The sequence below is a fragment of the Cupriavidus sp. 05L310 genome (genome assembly GCF_056398185.1).
Genome location: NZ_JBFTOX010000006.1, coordinates 1 through 23,019, shown reverse-complemented (window position 1 = coordinate 23,019; position 23,019 = coordinate 1). Strand labels below are relative to the sequence as shown.

The 23,019-nt window shown below is 65.5% G+C and carries 24 protein-coding genes; 3 read left to right on the top strand and 21 right to left on the bottom strand.

All coding sequences use genetic code 11. The features are described from left to right. Positions 1–11: 11 nt before the first annotated feature. Together flgC and flgB are read right to left on the bottom strand one after the other, a co-directional pair. On the bottom strand, positions 12–419 hold the full coding sequence (gene flgC, locus AC1DS6_RS05275) for a flagellar basal body rod protein FlgC (RefSeq protein WP_035874954.1): 408 nt from the start codon (positions 417–419) through the stop codon (positions 12–14). Between the two features lie 7 nt (positions 420–426). Further along, positions 427–840 (bottom strand): flagellar basal body rod protein FlgB, encoded by a 414-nt coding sequence (gene flgB / locus AC1DS6_RS05270; protein ID WP_035874951.1) that lies wholly within the window; start codon positions 838–840, stop codon positions 427–429. 220 nt (positions 841–1,060) lie between these two features. On the opposite strand from flgB, the gene flgA reads away from it, so the two are divergent. From flgA to AC1DS6_RS05255, 3 genes are all read left to right on the top strand, one after another. Further along, positions 1,061–1,780 carry a flagellar basal body P-ring formation chaperone FlgA gene (flgA, locus tag AC1DS6_RS05265; protein ID WP_477102219.1) on the top strand — a complete coding sequence of 240 codons (720 nt, stop codon included), beginning with the start codon at positions 1,061–1,063 and terminating at the stop codon, positions 1,778–1,780. A gap of 159 nt (positions 1,781–1,939) precedes the next feature. Next, positions 1,940–2,242 (top strand): flagellar biosynthesis anti-sigma factor FlgM, encoded by a 303-nt coding sequence (gene flgM / locus AC1DS6_RS05260; RefSeq protein ID WP_441636786.1) that lies wholly within the window; start codon positions 1,940–1,942, stop codon positions 2,240–2,242. Between the two features lie 53 nt (positions 2,243–2,295). After that, positions 2,296–2,754, top strand: coding sequence for a flagella synthesis protein FlgN (locus tag AC1DS6_RS05255; RefSeq protein WP_477102218.1), 459 nt, complete (start codon positions 2,296–2,298; stop codon positions 2,752–2,754). A gap of 749 nt (positions 2,755–3,503) precedes the next feature. On the opposite strand, the gene AC1DS6_RS05250 is transcribed toward AC1DS6_RS05255, so the two are convergent. The 19 genes from AC1DS6_RS05250 to AC1DS6_RS05160 form a co-directional block, all read right to left on the bottom strand. After that, a complete protein-coding gene (locus tag AC1DS6_RS05250) occupies positions 3,504–3,932 on the bottom strand; it encodes a flagellar protein FlhE (RefSeq protein ID WP_441636782.1) in 429 nt (142 codons plus the stop codon). Next, the gene (locus AC1DS6_RS05245; protein WP_006162649.1) at positions 3,929–4,645 is read right to left on the bottom strand and encodes an RNA polymerase sigma factor FliA; all 717 of its coding nucleotides are present in this window, start codon (positions 4,643–4,645) and stop codon (positions 3,929–3,931) included. The genes AC1DS6_RS05250 and AC1DS6_RS05245 overlap by 4 nt, the downstream gene beginning before the upstream one ends. Before the next feature lie 39 nt (positions 4,646–4,684). Next, positions 4,685–5,503, bottom strand: coding sequence for a MinD/ParA family ATP-binding protein (locus AC1DS6_RS05240; RefSeq protein ID WP_477102217.1), 819 nt, complete (start codon positions 5,501–5,503; stop codon positions 4,685–4,687). A gap of 3 nt (positions 5,504–5,506) precedes the next feature. Next, on the bottom strand, positions 5,507–7,954 hold the full coding sequence (flhF, locus tag AC1DS6_RS05235) for a flagellar biosynthesis protein FlhF (protein WP_477102216.1): 2,448 nt from the start codon (positions 7,952–7,954) through the stop codon (positions 5,507–5,509). Positions 7,955–7,967: 13 nt separating this feature from the next. Then, positions 7,968–10,055: a flagellar biosynthesis protein FlhA gene (gene flhA / locus AC1DS6_RS05230; protein ID WP_035866989.1), complete on the bottom strand. Its 2,088-nt coding sequence runs from the start codon at positions 10,053–10,055 to the stop codon at positions 7,968–7,970. Then, entirely contained in the window at positions 10,052–11,194 is a 1,143-nt protein-coding gene (flhB, locus tag AC1DS6_RS05225; protein WP_441637021.1) for a flagellar biosynthesis protein FlhB, read from the bottom strand. The genes flhA and flhB overlap by 4 nt, the downstream gene beginning before the upstream one ends. A gap of 257 nt (positions 11,195–11,451) precedes the next feature. Then, complete coding sequence (gene cheZ / locus AC1DS6_RS05220) at positions 11,452–12,087, bottom strand: protein phosphatase CheZ (RefSeq protein WP_035866991.1); 636 nt, start codon at positions 12,085–12,087, stop codon at positions 11,452–11,454. Between the two features lie 10 nt (positions 12,088–12,097). Then, positions 12,098–12,493 carry a chemotaxis response regulator CheY gene (gene cheY / locus AC1DS6_RS05215; protein ID WP_043357014.1) on the bottom strand — a complete coding sequence of 132 codons (396 nt, stop codon included), beginning with the start codon at positions 12,491–12,493 and terminating at the stop codon, positions 12,098–12,100. Positions 12,494–12,581: 88 nt separating this feature from the next. Further along, positions 12,582–13,658, bottom strand: a complete 1,077-nt coding sequence (locus tag AC1DS6_RS05210; RefSeq protein ID WP_035866982.1) for a protein-glutamate methylesterase/protein-glutamine glutaminase — start codon at positions 13,656–13,658, stop codon at positions 12,582–12,584. A gap of 23 nt (positions 13,659–13,681) precedes the next feature. Then, entirely contained in the window at positions 13,682–14,338 is a 657-nt protein-coding gene (cheD, locus tag AC1DS6_RS05205; RefSeq protein ID WP_045235733.1) for a chemoreceptor glutamine deamidase CheD, read from the bottom strand. After that, positions 14,338–15,240 (bottom strand): CheR family methyltransferase, encoded by a 903-nt coding sequence (locus AC1DS6_RS05200; RefSeq protein ID WP_477102215.1) that lies wholly within the window; start codon positions 15,238–15,240, stop codon positions 14,338–14,340. Before AC1DS6_RS05200 ends, cheD begins: the two co-directional genes overlap by 1 nt. Positions 15,241–15,313: 73 nt before the next feature. Next, the gene (gene cheW / locus AC1DS6_RS05195; protein ID WP_035866976.1) at positions 15,314–15,808 is read right to left on the bottom strand and encodes a chemotaxis protein CheW; all 495 of its coding nucleotides are present in this window, start codon (positions 15,806–15,808) and stop codon (positions 15,314–15,316) included. A 21-nt stretch (positions 15,809–15,829) separates the two neighbouring features. Next, positions 15,830–17,860 (bottom strand): chemotaxis protein CheA, encoded by a 2,031-nt coding sequence (gene cheA, locus AC1DS6_RS05190; RefSeq protein ID WP_477102214.1) that lies wholly within the window; start codon positions 17,858–17,860, stop codon positions 15,830–15,832. A 59-nt stretch (positions 17,861–17,919) separates the two neighbouring features. Then, the gene (gene motB, locus AC1DS6_RS05185; protein WP_477102213.1) at positions 17,920–18,924 is read right to left on the bottom strand and encodes a flagellar motor protein MotB; all 1,005 of its coding nucleotides are present in this window, start codon (positions 18,922–18,924) and stop codon (positions 17,920–17,922) included. 18 nt (positions 18,925–18,942) lie between these two features. Beyond that, positions 18,943–19,806: a flagellar motor stator protein MotA gene (motA, locus tag AC1DS6_RS05180; RefSeq protein ID WP_035863296.1), complete on the bottom strand. Its 864-nt coding sequence runs from the start codon at positions 19,804–19,806 to the stop codon at positions 18,943–18,945. 457 nt (positions 19,807–20,263) lie between these two features. Continuing rightward, positions 20,264–20,869, bottom strand: coding sequence for a flagellar transcriptional regulator FlhC (gene flhC / locus AC1DS6_RS05175; RefSeq protein ID WP_276288384.1), 606 nt, complete (start codon positions 20,867–20,869; stop codon positions 20,264–20,266). Then, positions 20,866–21,183, bottom strand: coding sequence for a flagellar transcriptional regulator FlhD (gene flhD, locus AC1DS6_RS05170; protein ID WP_006162633.1), 318 nt, complete (start codon positions 21,181–21,183; stop codon positions 20,866–20,868). The genes flhC and flhD overlap by 4 nt, the downstream gene beginning before the upstream one ends. 411 nt (positions 21,184–21,594) lie before the next feature. Further along, the gene (locus AC1DS6_RS05165) at positions 21,595–22,329 is read right to left on the bottom strand and encodes a DUF4088 family protein (RefSeq protein WP_276288383.1); all 735 of its coding nucleotides are present in this window, start codon (positions 22,327–22,329) and stop codon (positions 21,595–21,597) included. Between the two features lie 76 nt (positions 22,330–22,405). Continuing rightward, positions 22,406–23,019 (bottom strand): methyl-accepting chemotaxis protein (locus AC1DS6_RS05160; protein ID WP_477102212.1); only part of this gene is annotated, 614 nt, incomplete at its 5' end.

The window sequence follows — 23,019 nt, the reverse complement described above, 5'->3', positions numbered from 1 at the left end:
CGTATCCCGGTTTACTGACCGATGGTCAGTGTCTTGAGCATCATGTTCTTGGCGGTGTTGAGGACTTCCACGTTGGCCTGGTAGGAACGCGAGGCCGAGATCATGTTGACCATCTCCTCCACCGGGTTGACGTTTGGCATCGTCACGTAGCCGTCGGCGTTCGCCAGTGGATGCGTGGGGTTGTGGACCATGCGCGGCGGCGACGGATCCTCCATCACGCCCTCCACCTGCACGCCCCCGATGTCGCTCTGGCCTGGTGTCGCGGCCAGGCCGAACACCACTTGCTTGGCGCGGTAAGGCTGGCCATTGGGGCCAACGGCGCTGTCGGCGTTGGCGAGGTTGGAGGCGGTCACGTTCAGGCGCTGCGACTGCGCAGCCATGGCCGAACCGGTGACTTCGAAGATGTTCATGGCTGGCATGGTGCGCTCACTGCTGGATGGCTGACAGCATGGTCTTGATCTTGGCGCTCATCACGGTGAGCCCGGATTCGAAATGCACCGCGTTGTCGGCAAAGGCGACGCGTTCGGTATCCATTTCGACCGTATTGCCATCGATACTCGACTGCATCGGGATGCGGTACTCGAGGTTCCTCTCGTCGATCCCCGACGCCGACGCCTGGCCCGGCAAATGCCGCACCGACGTGGTGGACAGCGAAACGCCTTCGGCGCGCTTGCCCCGCTCGACGCTCTGCGCCAGCGTGCTGGAGAAATCAAAGTCGCGCGCCTTGTAGCCGGGTGTATCGGCGTGCGCGATATTGGAGGCAATCACTGATTGCCTCTGGGTCCGCAAGCTCAGCGCTTCTTGCTGGAAGCGCAATGCCGCATCGAGTCTGTCAATCATGTCTGTGTCTCGCTGAAGGGGAGAGCGATGAAGGTCGACCTTTTCAGGTGTGTCATCTTAGGGGCGGCCCCGCCATGCCAATCGCACGAATAGGGCAAAGAAACCTGCGTATTTCGACCCGAGCAAGATTGCAGGGCTGCCTACAATGGGACCCGTTGTCACGCACGTGGCGCCCGCTCCCGCGGCGCGCCCCACGTCGTTTTCTTGCCGGGATACACACATGAACACTCGTTTCCGGGCCGCCGCGGCGCGCGCCCTGCTCTGCGTGCTCGCCGCCAGCGGCACGCTGCCCGGCAGCGCCGGCGCGGCACCACCCTCGCCTTTTACCGAAGACCCGGTGCGTACCGCGGTCGAGCAGTTCCTCGAACGCCAGACCGCCGGCCTGCCCGGCAAGGCCAACATCCAGGTGGTGCCGCCTTCGGGCGGGCGCGCGCCGGATTGCCCGCTTCCCGAACCCTTCCTGCCGCCAGGCGCGTCGCCCTGGGGTCGCGTCTCCGTGGGCGTGCGCTGCGCGGGCGAGCGTCCGTGGACGCGCTATGTCCAGGCGCGCGTGTCGGTGGTTGCCGACTACTATGTGGCAGCGCGCAACCTCATGCCCGGCGAACCCGTCGACGCGGCCGACATGGAAGTCCGCCAGGGCGACCTGGCCTCGCTGCCGCGCGCGGTGGTGACCGATCCCGTGCAAGTGACCGGCGCGGTGGCGGCGAACCGCATCGCCGCGGGCTCGCCGTTGCGGATGGATCTGCTGAAGAAGGCCATTGCCGTACGGCAGGGGCAGAACGTGACCGTGGTGGTGGAAGGCGAATCGTTCCAGCTCAGCAGCGAAGGCAAGGTGATGGCCGACGCGCCGGTGGGCAACAACGTGCAGGTGCGGCTAAAGAACGGTCAGGTAGTCAATGCGCTGGTGCGCAGCGGCGACACGGTGGTGCTGCAACAATAGGGGAACGCGGCAAGCGTGGCCCGTGGGGTTACGCAACCGTCTCATGAGACAATGGCGCGCAGGCTCAGGGCCGGGAAAGCGGGGCTTTCCGACGCCATTTCACCCTAAAGTTTTGCCTGAGCCATCCGATAAGCCAAAGGTACCCAGCAAGGAATTACCGTGAAGATCAATCAGACCACCTCGTCGAGGGCGGGCGACGCCATCGACGGCGCCACGCGCAGCGTGGCCGGCGCCCCCGGGCCGACCACGGCCCCGGATACGTCCAGCGTGCGCGTCAGCCCCCTGTCGGCCCAGGTGCGCGAGATCGGCGCCCGCCTGGTAGAAGATCGTGACGACGATATCGATACCGCCAAGGTCGAGAAAATCCGCCAGGCCATCGCCGAAGGCCGGATCAGGATCGACCCCAGCAAGATCGCCGACGGCCTGCTCGCGTCCCTGCGTGAGCTGAACGGCGGCGCCTGATCCCTGCTGCGCGGCCATTTGTTTAGCCAACCCATACCCACGATAGGCAAGCCATGAGCCAGTCCCTGATCCAGAACCTGCGCCGCGAAACCGAGCTGGCGCAGGAATTCGCCGCCGTGCTCGGCGAGGAAAGAACCATGATCAAGGCCGGCGACTACCAGGCCCTGGCCGGGTTGCTGGAACGCAAGGTCGAACTTGCCGGCTTGCTGAGTGCCTTGACGCGCACCCGCGAGGCACAGATGGGGGCTTTGGGCATTCGCACCGGCGCGGGCGGACAATTGTTCGGGCGGCAGATCGATGCGGGCGTTGAAGCCGCATGGCGGACGCTGGTGTTTGCCGCGCGCACCGCGCGCGATGCCAATGCGCTCAATTCCGCCGTGGTGGACGCGCATCTTGAATTCACCGAAGAAGCGATCCTGGCGCTGCGTCAGCGTGGCGATAATGCGACGCTCTACGGGAAGGATGGACGGACGCAGACTGGGCCGCAAGGGGTCAGCCTGGCCAGCGGCTGATGGTTTCCGGATCTTGATTCCGGATCCGACCTGGACTGCCACTGGTTAGTCCGCAACATCAAGAAGCGGTTCTAGGAACCACCCGGATCAAAGGCCGCTTGGCAACAGAAGGCGACAGCGCATCCCCCTCAGGCCACCCCGGGCAGTGAGGTGAAACCACCTTTGACGTTCACCGGCAGGTATCAACGCTCGGCGAGCGGCAACCGTGCTGCGCGAAGCGAGTCAATGCGCCAATCAGCGGCGTACCTTCGAGATCCCCGACATACAAGCCCGGCCCTTGCGCACCGAACACCGGATTGCTCCAGCGCAACATTGGACAACAGCGCTCCCGTCAAACCCCGAAGGCTCTAAGGCTCGAAACCGTGAAGGAATTGCAAGAAGAAGCGATGCCGCCAGAACCACGATCGGTGTAGCCGTGGGGAGCGCCCGAGGGGCGGGCCACACCCCAACGCGATGCGAAGCGAGCCGTCAAGGTGTACCAGGCCGTATGGGGCGCCTCGGGATCCGGCGAAAAGAGCGGAAAAGAGGGACCCATGTTTGAGTATCCCCTTAAGGCGATGCGAGTTTGGGTCCCGGCCGCTCTTTTCGCTGGATCCCGAGGGGGTGTCGCCCCATCCGGTGCGCTTCTTTGCCTACTTTCTTGGCAAGACAAGAAAGTAGGTCGCCCCCCGCAGGGGGGTGAAACCGCCTTTGACGTTAAGCTTTTGAATTTATGTTTTTATAACCCACCGCCGCCAGCAACAGCAACATCACCTAAAACTAACCGTAACCTGATTCGACTGCCCCAACAACACCGGCATCAGCGCCCCCCGCCCAGGCACCTGAAACGCAAACACAAACCCCTTGGCCGCATCATCCCCGCTAAACGCCTCGGTAAGCCCCTCCGCCCCCGGCAACAACACACAACGCTGCGCATTGCACAAATAAGCCTGCAGCTCATTAGGCGGCGTACTAGCAAAACTATATCGCCACCGCACGGTAGTAATAGCCCCCTCCGCCTGCGGCAAGTAACCGGTAGGCAAGATCGGCGGCGACACCGTACGCAACCCTTTGCCATGCAGCGCAGGCCCGTTCACGGAAGCCGACCAGGAATGCAGCGGCCCGGCGGGCGCGGCCCAGGCCGCGCAGCAGGCCGCGGCCAGCACCGCAGCGCCAAGACGATGGCACCAGCCCCTCATAGCAAGCCGCGCAGCTGCGAACGAAGCCGCGTAATAGCCTGGCTGCGAATCTGGCAGACCCGCGACTCCGTCACCTCCAGCACCGCCCCGATCTCACGCAAATTGAGCTCCTGGTCGTAGCACAACGACAGCACCAGCTTTTCCCGCTCCGGCAGCCGCTCGATGGCACGGATCAGCGCTTCGCGCATGCCGCTTTCCATCAGCACAGTGAGCGGGTTGCCATCGTCGCTGACGCTCAGGTGCCGGTCCAGGAAGTCCTCTTCGCCGGAGCGCTCGAAGTCCTCGTAGTGCAGCAGCTGGCAGCCATAGACTTCATTGAGCAGTGTCTGGTATTCGTCGAGCGGCAGCTCAAGCTCCTGCGCCACTTCGGAGTCGAGCGGCGCGCGGCCCAGCGTTTGCTCCAGGCCGCGCACGGTGCGTTCGATGCGCCGGGTGAACTGGCGCAGGCTGCGCGACTGCCAGTCATTGGCGCGCACCTCGTCAAGCATGGCGCCGCGGATGCGCTGGCTGGCATAGGTCTCGAAACGCGCACCGTGGGTGTCCTCGTAACGCTTGGCGGCATCGAGCAAGCCGATCATGCCAGCCTGGATCAAGTCATCGAGCTGCACGCTGGCAGGCAGCTTGGCTGCCAGTTGCAGGGCGATACGACGCACCAGCGAGGCATGCGCCGTCACGGTGTCGGTCTGTTCGAGCTTTCCCTGAATCGTGTACATGGTGGAATTCTCGTGAGTCCTGGCTGCAGGCCCAGGCGTTTAAGCCAGGGCCGGGGCTGACGGCGCCAGCGGCGCCGTCGGGGTTGAACGGGAATCGGTGGACAAGGGCCAGTTGGCAATGCCCGTGGCGATGCGGCGTAGCGCGGCGGTAGCGGGCGCCGCGGGAAAGGCCTCCACCACGCAGCGGCCTAGTGCCACGCTGCGTTCCACCAGCGGGTCGTACGGCAGGCTGCCGGCGGGGCTCGCCTCGACGCCGAGATACTGGCTGGCGGTGCGCGCCAGGTTGCCCAGCACGGCACTCGCGGCGGCATCGCTGGCGGCGGCGTTGATCACCAGGTGGAAGCGCCGGCAGGCGTACAGGTGATTGAGCCGCTTGATGCAGGCATAGGCGGCCTTGATCGAGGCCGGCTCCGCGCGCAGCACCACAACGAGGTTGTGCGCCGTGCCGGCTACCTGCGACAAGCCGCCGTCTGCGTCGCTGCGGGCATCGGTGAGCACAGTGCGAAAGCCATTCAGCGCCTGCAGTCCGCCACCGGCCTGCGGACTGCCGGGCAACACCGCGATGGTGCCGGCCGGGCGCTTGCCCAGCGCGGCTTCCAGCGTCACGGTGCCGCCCAGCACGGCAGCCAGGGTGCCTTCCGGCATGGCGCCGGCAAGGCGGGTCGCGCGGGCGCCGAAGCGGTCTTCATCGATGAGCAGGACGCGCTCGCCTTGCATGGCGAGTGCGTTGGCCAGCCCCAGGGCCACCGTGGTGGCGCCGGCACCGGCATCGCTCGCGACCACCGCGATGCGGCGCGTGGCGCGGGGCGCCAGCATGCGCCGCAAGCTTTCCGCCTGGTCGGAGGCGAGTGAAGTCACGTCTTATTCTCCCTGCGTCAGCGTTTGCAACACGCGGCTGCCGTTCATGCTCGCTTCGAGCAGGCCGGCGGCGTCGCCGGGATGAAAGGCCTCCTGCGGCGCTTCGTGGGTGGCGGACGGCGTGGCGCGGCCACCTCGGCCGGGGTAGTTCTCCAGCACGCCGAGCAAGGCCAGCAAACGGCCGAGGCCTTCCACCAGCACGGCGGCGGCCGGCATCTGGCGGGCGGGCGCGCGGCCGGTCAGCCGCGCCAGGAACGCGGCGGCGCTGTCGTCGCACGCTTGCTCCAGCCGCAGCGCGGCTACCGCCATCTGCAGGGCGAGCAGACGCGCGCAGGCTTGCGCTTCGGCCAGCGAGGATTCGTTGCCGCCTGCCTGCCCGCCCTGCCCCAGGTGATCCATTGCGTGGCGCAGCGTGCGAAGTTGCGCTTCGCCGGCTTCAGCCCAGCGGGCCCAGCGGGCCAGTTGCACGCCCTCGGCCGACAACGCCGGGTCGCACAGCAGGTAGTGAACCGCTAGCGTCTGGCCGTTCTCGCGATCGACCACGCGCGACACCAGCAGGCCGGCCTCGATGCCGCTCTCGGCGGCGCCGCGCGTGCCACGTGCCTGGCCCTCAAGCACGCGCACCGGCGTTTGCGCGATCCACTGCACGGCGTCGCGGCCGCGATAGTCCATATCTTCCACCGCGTGGAAGGTCAGCGTTTCGGCCAGCGCATCGAGCTTGACGGCCGCGCCACCGCTGACCACGCGCGTGGTCTTGCGCGCGGTGGCAAGCCAGCGCTCGCCGGCTTGCTGCCAGCGCGCCAGCGTGGCGGCGGCGGGCATGGCATCCAGCAGATTGACCACGGTACGGGCGGCGGCGATGGCGGCGCACAGGGTGGCAGCGTCGGCTTCCCATCCGCCTTGCCCGGCTTGCAGCGCCGGGCCGGTGCGGCCGGCGGGCGCGGCGGCGGCCGCCAGCGGCAGGCCGTCGCGGTCAGCCAGCCAGAGCGTGTGTTGCCAGGGGCGCGGCGCGCGGCGCCCTGCCACCGGCGCGGCGACCGTGGCGCTGAGCGAAAGCACGAAACGATCGCAATGGCGGCTCAGGTCGCGGCAGGCGGCTTCGCGCACCTGCTGCGCCATCAGGCGCGGCGAGGGCGCGTTCTCGGTGCGCTGCTGCCAGAGCGAGCGGACCAGCTCGAAGCTGTAGCTGCCAGCGTTCAGCTGCTGGACGCAATCGCCCACCGCGTTGGCGTTGTCGGTCAGCGAGCGCAGCATGCCGTCGGCGCCGCCGGCGCTGGTCGCGCGGGTGGCGTCGCCATCGTCCTGCGCGGGCATGGCACGGCGCGCGGCTTCCGCGTCGGCGAATACGGAGCCGCGGCGCGGCGTCTGGAACGCGCGCTCGACCAGCGACACGCCGTTGGCGAGTTCAAGGTGCTCGGGCACGCGCTGGCCGGTGGAGGCGTAGTAGACCGGCAGGCGGTGCCGGATCACCACGTCGAGCACGGAGCCCAGGTGCGTGGCTTCATCCAGCTTGCTGACGATACAGCCGTCGATGCCGCCGTCGGGCGTGGCATCGTGGCGGTAGGCGTGCACGACTTCGTTGAGGGTGTCGCCGTGGCTGGCGCCGTTGAGCAACAGGATGCGCTGCACCGGCGCCTGCACGCCGGCCAGCATGGCGATCTGCTCCGACAGGTTGCGGTCGCGCTGACTCATGCCGACGGTGTCGATGATCACCAGGTGCTTATCGGTCAGCGCCGCCAGCGCGAAGCGCAGGTCGGCCGCATCCTTGACCGCGTGCACAGGCACGCCCAGGATGTCGCCGTAGATGCGCAGTTGCTCGTGCGCACCAATACGGAAAGTGTCGGTGGTCAGCAAGGCCAGGCGTTCCGGGCCGTGCTTGAGCACGAAGCGCGCTGCCAGCTTAGCCGTGGTGGTGGTCTTGCCCACGCCGGTGGGGCCGACCAGCGCCAGCACGCCGCCCTGCGCGAACAGCGCATCTTCGTCGTTGAGCACCGGGACCTTGCGCGCCAGCTCCTGGCGGATCCAGGTCATGGCGGCGGGCCGGTCATGACCCAGCGGCAGGTGGCCGAGCAGCGATCGCGCAAGCTGTCCGGAGAAGCCAGCAGTCACTAACCAGGTAAACAGCGAATCGCGCAGCGGATCGCCGCCCAGCGACGGCAGGCTGTGGGTGCCTACGCCGGAGAACTGCCGCTCCATCATGGCGCGCATGGTCTGCAGTTCGCCGCGCAGGTCGCCAAGGGCGCCGTCGACGGCCACCACGGCGGCGGGCGGCGGCGTGAATACCGGTGCGGTGCTGGCGATGGCGCCGAGATCGGTGTCGCGCATGGCGACAATCTCCACGCCCCCCTCGACGGTGCGGTTGGACAGCACCACGGCGTCCGGTCCCATTGCCTCGCGCACCTGGCGCAAGGCCTCGCGGCCATTGGCCGCCACGAATTTAGCTACGCTCATCTTGCGAAACCCCTCACGCTGCGCCACCGATCATGGCGGTGATCCTGATATTTCTGTTGTCCGGCACCTCGGCATGCGAGAGCACCTTGAGCTGCGGCATGGTCCGGCGCAGGAAGCGCGCCAGCAGCGGGCGCAGCGGATGCGGCACCAGCAGCACGGGATCCAGCCCCAGGTGTTCCTGCCTGTTCACCGCATTTTGCGTTTGCTGCAGCAGGGCATCGGCCAGGCCAGGCTCGATGCCGCCGCCGTTAGTGAGCGCTTGCGACAGCACGCGTTCCAGCCCGGCGTCGAGGCCGATGACCTGGAGGTCAGCGCCGTTGGGGAACCACTGCTGGGTAATGGCACGCCCCAGCGCCACGCGCACCAGCGACGTGAGTTCGTTGGGATCGCTGATCTTCGGCGCGTGCTCGGCCACCACGTCCAGCACGGTGCGCATGTCGCGGATCGGCACGCTCTCGTCCAGCAGGTTCTGCAGGATCTTCTGCAGCGCGGTGAGGGTGATGACCTTGGGCACCAGGTCTTCAGTCAGCTTGGGCGATTCCTTGGCGATGCGGTCCAGCAGCGACTGCACTTCCTGGCGGCCAAGCAGTTCGGCCGCGTGCATATGGATCAGGTGGTTAAGGTGAGTGGCCACTACTGTGCTGGCATCCACCACGGTGTAGCCGTAGATCTGCGCCTGCTCCTTGAGCCCGCCCTCGATCCACACCGCCGGCAGGCCGAATGCCGGGTCCTGGCCGGGCGTGCCCGGCAACGGGCCGGAGACCTGGCCGGGGTTGATCGCCATCCACTGCCCGGGCGTCGCTTCGCCGCGGCCGATCTCCACGCCCTTGAGCGTGATGCGGTAGGCGTTGGGCTTGAGTTCCAGGTTGTCGCGGATATGCACCACCGGCACCAGGAAGCCGATCTCCTGCGCCACCTTCTTGCGGATGCTCTTGATGCGGCCGAGCAGTTCGCCGTTCTGCGCGCGGTCCACCAGCGGGATCAGGCGGTAGCCCACTTCCATGCCGAGCGGGTCCACCAGGCTGACGTCGTCCCAGCTGGCTTCGGTCGACTCGGGCACCATCGCGGGAGCGCGGTCCTCGCGCTTCTTCTCCTGCGCCTGCGATGCATCACGCCGTGCCACGTAGCGGCCGAACCACACCAGCGCGCCGGCAAAGGCCAGGAAAGCGAAGTGCGGCATGCCGGGGATGATGCCCATCATGCCGATGATGGCGCCGGTCAGGTACAGCACGCGCGGATTGGAAAACAGCTGGCCGGTCAGCTGCTGGCCCACGTCCTGCTCGTTGGAGACCCGCGACACGATCACACCGGCGGCGGTGGAGATCACCAGCGCCGGGATCTGCGCCACCAGGCCGTCGCCGATGGTCAGCAGGGTGTAGTTGCGCACCGCGGTGGCGAAGTCCAGGTCGTGCTGCACCATGCCCACCACCATGCCGGCGCCAACGTTGATGAACATGATCATCAGGCCCGCCACGGCATCGCCGCGCACGAACTTGCTGGCACCGTCCATGGCGCCGTAGAAGTCCGATTCCTGCGATACCTCGGCGCGGCGCTTCTTGGCGCCGTCTTCGTTGATCAGGCCGGCGTTGAGGTCGGCGTCGATCGCCATCTGCTTGCCGGGCATGGCATCGAGCATGAAGCGCGCGCCAACTTCGGCGATACGCCCCGCACCCTTGGTGATGACCATGAAGTTGATCACCACCAGGATGGCGAACACCACGATACCCACGGCGAAGTTGCCACCCACCAGGAAGTGGCCGAAGGCCTCGATCACCTTGCCCGCGGCGTCCGGCCCGGTGTGCCCTTCCATCAGCACGACCCGGGTCGAGGCCACGTTGAGCGACAGGCGCAGCAGCGTGGTGAACAGCAGCACCGCCGGGAAGGCGGCGAAATCCAGCGCCTTCTGCGTGTACATGCCCACCAGCAGCACCATGATCGACAGGGCGATGTTGAACGTAAACAACAAGTCCAGTACGAAGGGCGGCAGCGGCAGGATCATCATGCCGAGGATCATGATGATCAGCAGCGGGCCGGCCAGGGCCTTCATCTGGCCGCCTCCCCGCCCGCCGGGCAGGTTGAACAGCGAGGTCAATGCGTTCATGCTTGGCTTTCCGGTACGGCAAACTCGTCAGGCACCGGCAACTCGGAGGGTGCCTCCGGGTGCGGGCCGTTGCTGTGGTGCCAGTGCTTCAGTTGATAGACCCAGGCCAGAACTTCAGCCACGGAGGTGTACAGGCCGGCCGGAATTTCCTGGCCCAGCTCTACGTGACGGTGCAGCGCGCGCGCCAGCGGCGGCGCGGACAGCAACGGCACGCCGTTCTCGACGGCGATCTCGCGAATGCGCGCGGCAATCGCCTCGCTGCCCTTGGCCACCACGCGCGGCGCGCTCATGCGGCCTTCTTCATAGCGCAGCGCCACGGCGAAGTGCGTGGGGTTGGTCACCACCACGTCAGCCTTGGGCACCTCGGACATCATGCGGCGCTTTGCCATGGCGCGCTGCTGCTGGCGGATGCGCGCCTTGATATGCGGGTCGCCTTCGCTTTCCTTGTGCTCCTGCTTGACCTCTTCCTTGGTCATGCGCAGCTTCTTGTAAAACGTCCAGTATTGCCAGGGCACGTCGATCGCCGCCACCAGCACCAGCGAACCCGCCACCATGGCGCAGGCGCTCAGCACCATCTCCAGCATGTGCAGCAGCGCCTCGTGGATCGGTGCGCTCATCAGCGCGACAGCCTCGGGCAGCCGCCGCCACAGCACCCAGCCGGCCACGCTGCCAACCAGCAATGCCTTGGCGATGGCCTTGGCCAGTTCCACCAGCGATTGCGAGGAGAACAGCCGGCCCAGCCCCTTGAGCGGCGAGAGCCGGGAAAAGTCGGGGGCGAAAGACTTGGCGGAGAACAGCCAGCCGCCCAGCAGCATGGGGCCGGCCAGCGCCGCCACGCCAAATAGGAGCAGCAGGGGCAGGAAGGCCAGCAGGCCCTCCCAGACCGTCACGGCAAAGTGCGACATCATGCGCGACGTATCGAAGGCAACGGCCGGCTCGAAGGCCAGGCCGGCGTGCAATACAGCGTCGAGCTTGCTGGCGAGCGTGCCGCCCAGCATCGACAGGCCCGCCACACCGCTCATCAGCATGATCAGCGTGGCGAGTTCCCGCGAACGCACGACCTGCCCCTCCTCGCGCGCCTTTTCCAGGCGCCGCGATGAGGCAGGTTCGGTTTTCTCGAGATCGCTTTCTTCGGACATGGCCGCTCCGTTACGAAGCGGCATGCGGCCGTTCGTCAGGGACGATTATCGGAGCGGGAAGCGGCGGGCATTAGGGGGAATAGGGCGGGGATTCTGGCGCTGTTTGCAGGATGGCGTCGCCCCAGGCGCGGCGCGGGCGGATGCGGCGCGCTACCCTCCGCCATGGCGGCGGAGGCTTTACCGGCAATGCGCCGGCAAATCCGGCCAGGCCGCCGCGGCGCCGCGGCAAGGGCGCCACCGCTGCCTGGCCAGGACGGTCAGAACCCCAGGCTGGCCAGGAGGTCGTCCACCTGCGACTGGTCGGAGACCACATCGGCCTTGCCTTCCGGGTTGACCTGCGGCCCGTTCATCAGCGTAGCCGGCGCCTCCACCCGACGATCGGCCGGCACGTTATCAATCAGCACCTGCAGCAATTCCTGCTCCAGGGAATGGATCATGTCCATCATCTTCTTGATGACCTGGCCGGTCAGGTCCTGGAAGTCCTGCGCCATCATGATGTCGAGCAGGTGGCTGCCGGTGGCGCGGGCCTGCTGCGGCACGTCCGTCAGGAAGGCACGGGTATCGAGCACCAGCTCGCGCGCGTCGCCCAGCTCCACCGGCTTGTCGAACCAGGCTTCCCAACGCTTGTCCAGCGCCTCGGCCTGCTTCTCCATGCCGGCCTGGATCGGCTGCGCCAGCTCCACCGCGGTCAGCGTGCGCTCGGCAGCCTGCTCGGTCATGGAGGCGATATAGCTGAGCCGGTCGCGCGCATCGGGGATGGCCTGGGCGGCACGCTCGATTTCCTTGTCGAGCCCCAATTCGCGCATATTGTCGCGCAGCATCCGTGTCAGGGCGCCAATGCGCTGGAACAGCTGCTCGGCAGATTCGTTGCTGAGAGTCGGAGTCGTCGACATATCGCCCACCTTATGCCCCTTCCTTCGCCAGTTTCTCGAAAATCTTGGTGATTTTCTCGTCGAGCGTCGCTGCCGTGAACGGCTTGACCACATAGCCGTTCGCGCCGGCTTGCGCCGCGGCGATGATGTTTTCCTTCTTGGCCTCGGCCGTCACCATCAGCACCGGCAGCTTGGCCAGCGGCCCTTCGGCGCGGATCGCCTGCAGCATGCTCAGGCCATCCATGTTCGGCATGTTCCAGTCGGAAATGACGAACTGGAAGCTGCCGTCCTTGACCTTCTCCAGGCCGGCGGCGCCGTCTTCGGCTTCCTCGACGTTGGCAAAGCCCAGTTCCTTAAGCAGGTTGCGGATGATGCGACGCATGGTGGGGAAGTCATCGACCACCAGGATCTTCATGTTCTTGTCCACTCTAACGGCTCCAATACAGTTGTGGAAAGTTGCTTCAATACCTGCGCCTGCCCCACCGGTATGCGGCCGGGCAAGCGCTTGTGCCCCGTCAAACCCGCTGCGCGCGCGTCCCGAAGGTGGCCAGGCGCGCCATCACGCGCTGGCTCATCGCGTGCAGCGGTACTACCTCATGCACCCCGCCGGCGGCAATCGCCTCCTTGGGCATGCCGAATACGATGCAACTGCTTTCGTCCTGCGCCAGGTTGTAGGCGCCGGCCTCGCGCATGCGCAGCATGCCTTGCGCCCCGTCCTTGCCCATGCCGGTCAGCATCACGCCGATGGCATTCTTGCCGGCATGTTTGGCCGCGGAGTCGAACAGCACCTCCACCGACGGCCGGTGGCGGTTGACCGCCGGCTCCTGCGACAGGTGGGCCACATAGTTGGCCCCGCTGCGCGCGAGCAGCAGGTGCGAGTCTCCCGGCGCGATATAAGCGTAGCCGGGCAGCACGCGTTCGCCGTGCTCCGCTTCCTTGACCGTGATCCGGCACAGGCCGTCCAGGCGCTGCGCGAACGAGCGCGTAAAGCCGGCCGGCATGTGCTGGACGATCAGCACCGCCGGACAATCCGGCGGCATCGGCATCAGGAATTCCTTGATGGCCTCGGTGCCGCCGGTGGATGCGCCGACGATGATCAGCTTTTCCGTGGACAGCAACGGGCTGCGCAGCATCGGGGCCGCAGGCACTGCCGCCTCCGCGCTGGCCGGCGCGGCGCTGCGGATGCGCGCGCGCGAAGCCGCGCGAATCTTGTCGGCGATGGTGTCGGTGTAGTCCATCAGGCCGTCGCGGATACCGAGCTTTGGCTTGGTGACGAAATCCACCGCACCCAGCTCCAGCGCGCGCATCGTGATTTCCGAACCGCGCTCGGTCAGCGACGATACCATCAGCACCGGCATTGGCCGCAGCCGCATCAGCCGCTCCAGGAAATCCAGACCATCCATGCGCGGCATTTCCACGTCAAGCGTGAGCACATCCGGGTTCAGTCGCTTGATCAGGTCGCGAGCCACAAGCGGATCGGGGGCGGTTCCCACCACCTCCATATCGCTCTGGCTGTTGATGATCTCCGTCATCAGGCTGCGTATCAGCGCGGAATCGTCCACGCACAATACCTTGATCTTGGCCGCGGTCATGTCTTGAAAAAATCCTTGTCGGTTCAGGAGACGGCAGCCGATGGCGTGCGCCGTGGAAACAGTTCCGCGCCGCCCTTCTCGGGCGCGGTGCCGGAGCTGGCAATGGCGCGCGCCAGGGCGCGTTCGTTGCGCTCGACCACCACCTGGTCATCCTGGCGTGTGAGCCGGCGCACCAACGCCAGCCCGGTAAGCGGGAAATAGCTGACGCGGCGCGCATGCGGGCCGCGCAGGTCCTGGGCGGCCACGCGTATCTCTTCGGCCTTCAGGTACCTGAGCACGAACTCGGCGTTGCGATCGCCGATATTCAGCGTGGTCATATTGGCCAGCACCGCGCCACCGCCGAATACCTTGGCTTCGAGCCGCTCGCGGCGCGCGCCCATCTTCAGCAATTCGTTGATCAGCACTTCCAGGGCGTAGGAGCCGTAGCGCATCGATGCGGAGAGCAGCCGGTCCGCACCCGCGCCGTCGTCGTCCGGCAGCATGAAGTGGTTCATGCCCCCCACCCCGGCCTTCTCGTCGCGGATGCAGGCAGCCACGCACGAACCCAGCACGGTGGTAAGCACCACGTCCTCGCGCGTCACGTAATACTCGTTCGGCAACAGCTTGATGGCCTGCTTGCCGAACTCGCGGTCGAAATAGCTGCGGGTGGCGATCGCTTCAGGCAACTGCGGGGTGCGCATCACGAACCTCCCAGCCGGGCCGAAGGCGACGCCAGTTCATACACGGTCTGCCCGCGCAGCTGGAACGCGCGCGTCACGTAGGAGAAATTCTCCGAGTGGCCCGCGAACAGCAGCCCGTGCGGCTTGAGCAGCGGCACGAAGCGCTCCAGGATCTTGCCCTGGGTGGGCTTGTCGAAATAGATCATCACGTTGCGGCAAAAGATCGCGTCGAACTTCTCGCGAATCCCCCAGTCCGGCGCCAGCAGGTTGAGCGGCTCGAAACTGATGGTGCTTGCCAGGTCCGGCTTGACCTTGACCGCGCCGGCGCGCTGGCCGGTGCCCTTGAGGAAGAAGCGTTTGAGCCTTTCCTGCGAGAGCTTGTTCACCTGCTCGGTGGTATAGACCCCGGAACGGGCCTTGGCCAGTACCTGCGTATCGATGTCCGTGGCGAGCACGGTGGCGGCACGCTCGCCCAGCGCTTCGGCCAGCGTGATGGCGATGGAGTATGGCTCCTCGCCGGTCGACGCGGCCGAGCACCATACGGAGTACGGCCGCCCGATCTTCTTCGCATGCTCCGCCAGCAAGGGGAAATGATGCGCCTCGCGGAAGAACGATGTCAGGTTGGTGGTGAGCGCGTTGGTAAAGAACTCCCACTCGTCGGAGCCATCATCGGCATCGAGCATGGCCAGGTAGGTGCCGAAGTCGACGAGCTGCAGCGTGCGCAGGCGCCGGGCCAGCCGGCTGTACACCATCTCCCGCTTGTGGGCGCCGAGCGAGATACCCGCGCGGCGATGGATCATGGCGCGGATCTTCTCGAAGTCGCGCTCGGTCAGCAGGAAGTCACGCGGCTCGTCGCGCCGCATGGAAGCGGGCTGCGCCGATTGCGGGCCGGCGGCAAAGGCGGTTGGTCGAGGCTGCGTCATGTGTTGCGAGGGCGGTTGGCCGTGGTCTTGCTAAGGCGCGCTTTTGCGTGCTTGCGCGTACCGGAATGCGGGATCAGGCGAACTCGGCTTCCACCAGTTCCATTTCCGGGCTGGTCATCAGTTTTTCGATGTCGATCAGGATCAGCATGCGGCCGTCGACGGTACCGAGGCCGGTCAGGTGCTCGTTCGAGACCGAAACGCCGAACTCCGGTGCGGGCTTAATGGCTTCGCCGGTCAGGGTCAGCACATCCGAAACGCCATCCACCACGATGCCGACGACACGTCCGGCGATATTGAGGATGATGACCACGGTCTGGTGGTCATAGCGCACGTTGCCGAGCCGGAACTTCAGGCGCAGGTCGACGATCGGCACGATCACGCCGCGCAGATTGGTCACGCCCTTGATGAAGTCAGGCGCGTTCGCCAGGCGGGTCACCGCGTCGTAGCCGCGGATCTCCTGTACCTTGAGAATGTCGATGCCATATTCTTCGCTCCCCAGCGTGAAAACCAGGAATTCCTGCCCGGAGGCTTCGCTCCCCGGGGTATCGATGTGTCCGATGCCGGCCATGATGTCTTGTTCTCCTGAGCGTTAAGCAAGCGCCGGGTCTTGGCGGCGCACACCGGTGCGCTGCAGCGCACCGACGTCCACGATCAGTGCCACGCTGCCGTCGCCGAGGATGGTGGCGGCGGAAATGCAAGGCACCTTGCGGTAGTTGGTTTCGAGATTCTTCAGCACGACCTGGTGCTGGCCGATCAGCTGGTCCACCAGCATCGCGAAGCGCTTGCCTTCGGCCTGCAGGATCACGGCGATGCCCTGGGTGGGCTCATGCACGGCATCGGCCACGTTGAACACGCGATGCAGTTCCAGCAACGGCAGGTACTCGCCGCGCACGTGCATGACGCGGTCGTTGTTGGCAGCCGTGTGCACGTCTTCCGGCTTGGGCTGCAGCGACTCCATCACGCAGTTCAGCGGCAGGATGAAGGTTTCCGCGCCCACCTTGACGGACATGCCGTCCAGGATCGCAAGCGTCAGCGGCAGCACGATACGGGTGGTGGTGCCCTGGCCGGGGCGCGACGTGACCTCGACGTGGCCACCCATTTCCTGGATGTTCCGCTTGACCACGTCCATGCCCACGCCACGGCCGGACAGGTCGGTCACCGCTTCGGCGGTGGAGAAGCCCGGCGCGAAGATCAACTGCCAGACTTCCTCGTCGCTGATGTTCTCCGACACCGGCAGGCCGTTCTGCAGCGCCTTGGCTAGGATCTTGTCGCGGCGCAAGCCGCCGCCGTCGTCGCTCACTTCAATGACGATGTTGCCGCCATGGTGCTGCGCCGACAGGATCAGTTGCCCGGTGGGTTCCTTGCCCGCGGCAACGCGCAAGTCCGGTGTCTCGATGCCGTGGTCCAGGCTGTTGCGCACCAGGTGGGTGAGCGGATCGATGATGCGTTCGATCAGGCTCTTGTCGAGCTCGGTGGCCTTGCCGAAGGTGACCAGGTCGATCTGCTTGCCCAGCTTGCCGGCCAGGTCGCGCACCAGGCGCGGGAAGCGCGAGAACACGTAGTCCATCGGCATCATGCGGATCGACATCACGGCTTCCTGCAGGTCGCGCGCATTGCGCTCAAGCTGACCCATGCCGGAGAACAGCCGGTCGAACAGCACGGGATCGAGCGCCGAGGCCGTCTGTGCCAGCATCGATTGCGTGATGACCAGCTCGCCCACCAGGTTGATGATCTGGTCGACCTTTTCGGTCGGCACACGGATGGAGCCGGACTCCTGTGCGTGAGCCGCGGCAGCGGGCTGCGCCTTGGCCTTTTCCTTTGCGGGAGCCGGTGCCGAGGCGGCCGCCGGTGCGGCGGCTGCGGGAGCCGGAACCGGAACCGGAGCGGGAGCCGGTGCCGGTGCTGCTGCCGCTGCTACCGGGGCAGCCGGCGCGTCTGCCGCTTCCACCACGATCTGGTCGCCGTCGACGACGAAGCAGCACACGGCGATGATGTCGTCGGCGCTGCACTGGCTCTGCAGCCAGACGGTGAGATCGCCGCCCACTTCCTGCTGGCCCGTGATCTCGCCCAGGTTGGCGAGCTCTTCGCGTAACAGCGCCTGGTCGGACGGCGATACCTTGATCAGCGTCACCTTCAACCCGCCGCCCGCTGCGGGCGCGGGCGCAAGCGCCGGCGCGGCGGCTGCCGCCGGCGCGGGAGCCGCTGCCGCGGGCGCGCCGCCCGCAGCCTCTAGCGCCAGTTGCTGAAGAACGGCGCAGATACGCGCCAGCGTTTCCGGATCGGGTTCCGTACCGTTACGGTAGGCGTTGAGCTGATCTTGCAACACGTCCTTGGTTTCCAGAAAAGTGTCGATGATGGTCCGGGACAACGCCAGTTCCCGCCGCCGCGTACGGTCGAGCAGGTTTTCCAGCAGGTGCGTGGTTTCGGTCAGGGCGGCGAAGCCGAAGGTAGCTGCGCCGCCCTTGATAGAGTGGGCTGCGCGAAAAATCGCATTCAGCTCTTCCGCATCGGGGGATTCGAGATCCAGCCCGAGCAGTAGCTGCTCCATTTCCACGAGGAGCTCTTCAGCCTCTTCGAAGAAGGTCTGGTAGAACTGTGTGATATCGATATCGACAGACATAACCGTCCTGGCTCACTGAAATTCGCTGCGAAGCCCGCTGCCTGCATGGCAAGCGGTCTTCATTGAACACTGCCCGGCTTGGCCGGGGCCGCGGCGGCGTTGCCCTGCGCAGCCGCCGCCGATGCGGCCGGCGCTGCGGGGGCGGAGGCGGCCGCCAGGCCTGCCTGCACTTCCTGGCCGGCTGCGCCGGCCTTTGCCGCCACCGAAACATCGGCGGCGCTGGCATTCTCTGCCTCGATCCGGGACTGCGCGCGCTGGTTCAGCACCACGATGCTGATGCGGCGGTTGACCGGTGCCATCTCGTCCTTCTTGTCGAGCGGCATGGTCGCGGCCAGGCCGATCACGCGCAGCACCTTGCCTTCGTTCATGCCGCCGGCGATCAACTCGCGCCGCGAGGCATTGGAGCGGTCGGAGGACAGTTCCCAGTTGCTGTACGTGCGTTCGCCGTTGGAGTAGTTGGCGGCGTCCGTATGGCCCGACAGGCTGACCTTGTTTGGCATTTCGTTGAGCACCGGGCCGATCTCGCGCAGGATGGTGCGCATATACGGCTCGACCGCGGCGCTGCCGGTGCGGAACATCGGCCGGTTCTGCGTGTCCAGGATCTGGATGCGCAGACCTTCGCTGGTGATGTCGAGCAGCAGTTGCGGGCGGAACTGGCGCAGCACCGGGTTATTCTCGATGATCTGCTCGAGCCGGTTCTTGAGCGCGCGCAGACGCTCGCTTTCCTGGCGCTCCTTGGCCTTCTGCACGGCATCGTCGGGGGTCTTCCTGACTTCCGCGTCCTGGCGGGTGATATCGAGGCCACCACCCGGGATCACGCTGGAGGACAGGCTGCTCTTGTTGCCGCCCGCAAGCGCCACCTTCAGCGGCGTGCGAAAGTACTCCGCCAACTGCTGCAGATCCTTGGGGGTCTGTGCCTTCAGCAACCAAAGCACCAGGAACAGCGCCATCATCGCGGTCATGAAGTCCGCGTACGCGATCTTCCATGAACCGCCATGATGCGCGGCAGCGCTTTTCTTGACGCGTTTGACGACTATGGGATGCGAACCGTGCTCACTGCTCATCGCTGCCGCTCCTCTACGTCAGGTAATGCTCTTGACTTCGCGGACGTGGTCGTCCAGCTCGAGGAAGGATGGACGCTCAGTCGAGTACAGCACCTTGCGGCCGAATTCCACGGCCACCAGCGGCGCATACCCGTTGAGCGAGGCGAGCAGCGTGACCTTGATGCACTCGTACATCTTCACGCTCTCGTCCACCTGGTGCTCGATACGCGCGGCCAGCGGCGAAACGAAACCATAGGCCAGCAAGATGCCGAGGAAGGTGCCGACCATTGCGTGCGCAATCAGCGCACCGAGTTCAGCCGGCGGCAGGTCCGCCGAGGCAAGGGCATGCACCACGCCCATCACGGCGGCGACGATGCCGAAGGCCGGCAGGCCGTCGCCGACGCGGTGCAGCGCGTGCGCCGGCACCTCGGCCTCGTGGCGGAAGGTCTCGATCTCGTGGTCCATCAGGGCCTCGATCTCGAAGGCATTCATATTGCCGTTGACCATCATGCGCAGGTAGTCGGTCAGGAACTCCATCATTCCCGGATCGGCGAGGATGCGCGGATACTGGCTGAACACGCTGCTGGCCGCCGGATCCGCGATTTCCTTTTCCAGGAACAGAATGCCTTCGCGGCGGGCCTTGGACAGCAGGACGTAAAGCAGCGCCATCACTTCCATGTACAGCGCCTTGCTGTACTTGCTGCTGCGGAACAGCGTCGGCAGCGCATGCATGGTGGCCTTGATTGCCTTGCCGTTGTTGGAGCTGATAAACGCGCCGACTGCCGCGCCACCGATGATGACAAGCTCTGCCGGTTGATAAAGCGCGCCCATATGGCCGCCGGTCATGGCGTATCCGCCAAGCACCGCCGCCATTACGACAACAAAGCCAATTACAACTAGCACGATTGATTCCCCGTCAGAAAAACACGCGTCAGGCACGCACAAGGGTCGCCCTCCGGGAGAAGCGGATTTACCGCTCGTCCCGGCAAGACTCACCAACCACGCAAACCGCCCTCGGACCCGAGACCCAGTGACCTGAAGGCCCAGTGATCTGGAGTCCTGAAGCCTTGCAGTCTTATGACTTAACGACGCAAGACGGCAAGACTTGAAGACTTATTGACCCGGCATCGATGATCTTCCAACGCGGGGACCGGCGATCCGGCGAATAAGCCTGGGTTTCCTCCCGAGTTCCCGCGAAGGCCTTGCCTGAGCGTTGGTAAGCTTGGCAGGCTGCCACGGGAATGCGCGTGGATGCTGGGTACTTCCGGCATCCGCGGCGCACGGCGACAGGATTCCCAACGGCAGCCCGGGCATGTGCCCGGACTATCCGCTTGGTAACGTCTCGTCCAAATCGCTTCAGTCAGGCAACAACTTGCGCGGGAGCGACGTTCTTCGAGAGCTTCTTCGCCTTGCCGGCACGTGAGGGCGGTCGGCACAGGCTGCAAACGAAATTCGCATGCGGCTCGTACGCGTGTGTAACGAACTGCCCGCCGCAGCACGTGCAGCTGGAAAGCTGCAGCATGTTGCTCTCGAAAAACCGTACTAACGTCCAGGCACGGGTGAAACTTAAGACAATTTCGCTTTCGAGCAGCGATACGTGCTCAAGATAGAGCCGATAGCTCGCCACCACGGCGCGGATGCCCACCGTCTCGCCTTGCTGGACCATGAACTGATAGGCCGAGAAGAACAGCGAGGAATGGATGTTTGGCAACCAGGTGGTGAACCAGTCGGTCGAGAAGGGGAGCATGCCCTTGGGCGGCGAGGCGCCGCGCAGCTCCTTGTAGAGGCGGATCAATCGATCGCGCGAGAGCGTGGTCTCGGCTTCGAGCACCTGCAGGCGCGCCCCCAGGCCGATCAGCTCGATGGCGAGCTGGGTCTGGTTGGCGTCCTGCAAGACGCTCTTGCGATTGGGAACCGGAGTGGCCGTGGTACTCCGGACTGACGGGGCCTGAAGGAGCGCGGTCAATTGAGCGACTCCACGGGCTGCCGTGCGAGCAGGATCGCAGCATGGATCTGCTGCATATCATGGCTCTTGGCCGTATGGGTGAGTGTCGACAGCAAGGCATGGTCGTCGAACCGGAAACGGCACAGGACCATGTTTGATGCTGCCAGTTTGACCAACTGGGCCGGTGTCAACTTGGCGAGAATGTCGGCAATTTCCTTGCTGACGCCAAGCCTGAACATGGCTTCCAGATGATTTTCTCGCACCAGGCGTTGCGCGAGCAGCAGATAGGCGAGATTGACCTCCCTGATCTCCTGGAGAACTTCACTGCTTTCCAATTTTTCCCCGCTACCAAAAACCCTTCGACCGCTTGTCCGGCGCTTACCCGCAGCCGAAGGCTGAAGGCGACCAGATCGTTTGAGTGCGTGTTCGACGGGTACTGCGTACGACTAAGGAACTGCGCTTGGTCAGACTTATCCGAAACGTTACAAGTGTTACAGAGTGTAAGTGTGACTGTGAGAGTTATATCGGCAATTCAACCGGACTGCCAATCCCCTCTAACGTTGGGGTACAGCAATGTCGCACGAAACATACATGGGAGACGAAGTTTGTAACAAGTCACGCCTTTGTAATGTGATTTGCATCAAAACTGTTACGCGTATGTAACAGATTAAAGACTCTAAATCTGCCTCTTGGATCACCCCAGCCAGAAGTGCACTAATCACATTCCACTATTGACGAAAGGGACGTCACTGCACTAGCACGCGGCGCAGCCATGCGGCGACCCTTGCTAGCAGGTCATTGGGCTCCTCGCTGAACAGGTGCGGACAGGTTTGCTCCACCTGCTCCATGACGCGCGCTGCCTCTTCGGCACTCACGGTGCCATAGTCCATGGCCAGCCCCACCACCGCTCGCAACTCTCCCAGCCGCGAGCGGGCAGTGCCCGCGATGCGTTCGGTCTGCACCATGTACATGAGGTCGTAGACCCGGCGCCGCAGGCTTTCCGCCACTCGCCACGCCGGCGTCTGCATCTGCTCCTCGAGCGCACGGATGTCCACCGCCGAGGTGGCCAGCTGCGACGCCAGGAGCTCGATGAAGGCCAGGTCGGCCCCCGCGTCCTCCAGGATCTGCCGGGACCAGTCACGGGCATGCGCAAGGCGTTCCTGCGGCGTCCATTCGTAGCGCGTCGCCAGGCCGTAGCCAAAGCGCTGCGCGTCGCGCATCAGGGTCGCCATGGCATTGGGCAGCTGTTTGTTGAACACACGCTTGGCCCATGCGTACTCCCCCCCCGACAGCAGCCGCGTAACGGCGCGCTCGGTCAGCGGGCCGTCATGCTGAAGCAGGCGCGCTCGCAGGAAATCGTCAAAGCTTGGCGGGCTGAATTCGCTGTCCAGCCCGGTGGAGAGCTTGACGAAATGTTCGAACTCGGAGCGCAGCTTGGCCGCGGCTTCCTCGGGAAGCGCCAGGGTGATGTCGGTAGTCATGATGTGCGATGCTGAGTGACGCTAACGGCGAGCCACCGCCGGCCCGAGGCCGGCGGCATAACCCTTGCGCTTGACGTCAGAAGGCGCTCCAGTCACCGTTGTCGGACGTGGCAAGCGCGGCGGGGCGGGCAGTGCGGGCCAGGACGGGCGTGCTCGCTTCACGACCTCCCTCACGGCCTCCCTCACGTCCCCCCTTGTCCACCGGCGCCGGCTCGGCGGCCTCGGTGACTTCCTGGCGGACGACATGCGTGGACGGTTCGGTCCGTGCCGGCCTGGCCGCGGCGATCACCTTGGGACGCGCTGCTTCGATGCGCGAGCCGGCAAAGGCATCCGCCTGCGCCAGACGGAAGCTGGCCACCGAGGTTTGCAGGCGCGTGGCCTGGTCTTCCAGCGAACCGGCGGCGGCGGCGGCCTGCTCCACCAGCGCCGCGTTCTGCTGCGTCACCTCGTCCATCTGGGCCACGGCCTTGTTCACCTGCTCGATGCCCGAACTTTGCTCGGCCGATGCCGCGCTGATCTCGCCCATGATGTCTGTCACGCGCTTGACCGCCTGCACGATCTCGCCCATGGTCTGCCCGGCCTGGCCCACCAGTGCCGAGCCGTTGTCCACGCGCGCCACCGTATCGCCGATCAGGCCCTTGATTTCCTTGGCCGCGTTCGCGCTGCGCTGCGCCAGGCTGCGCACCTCGC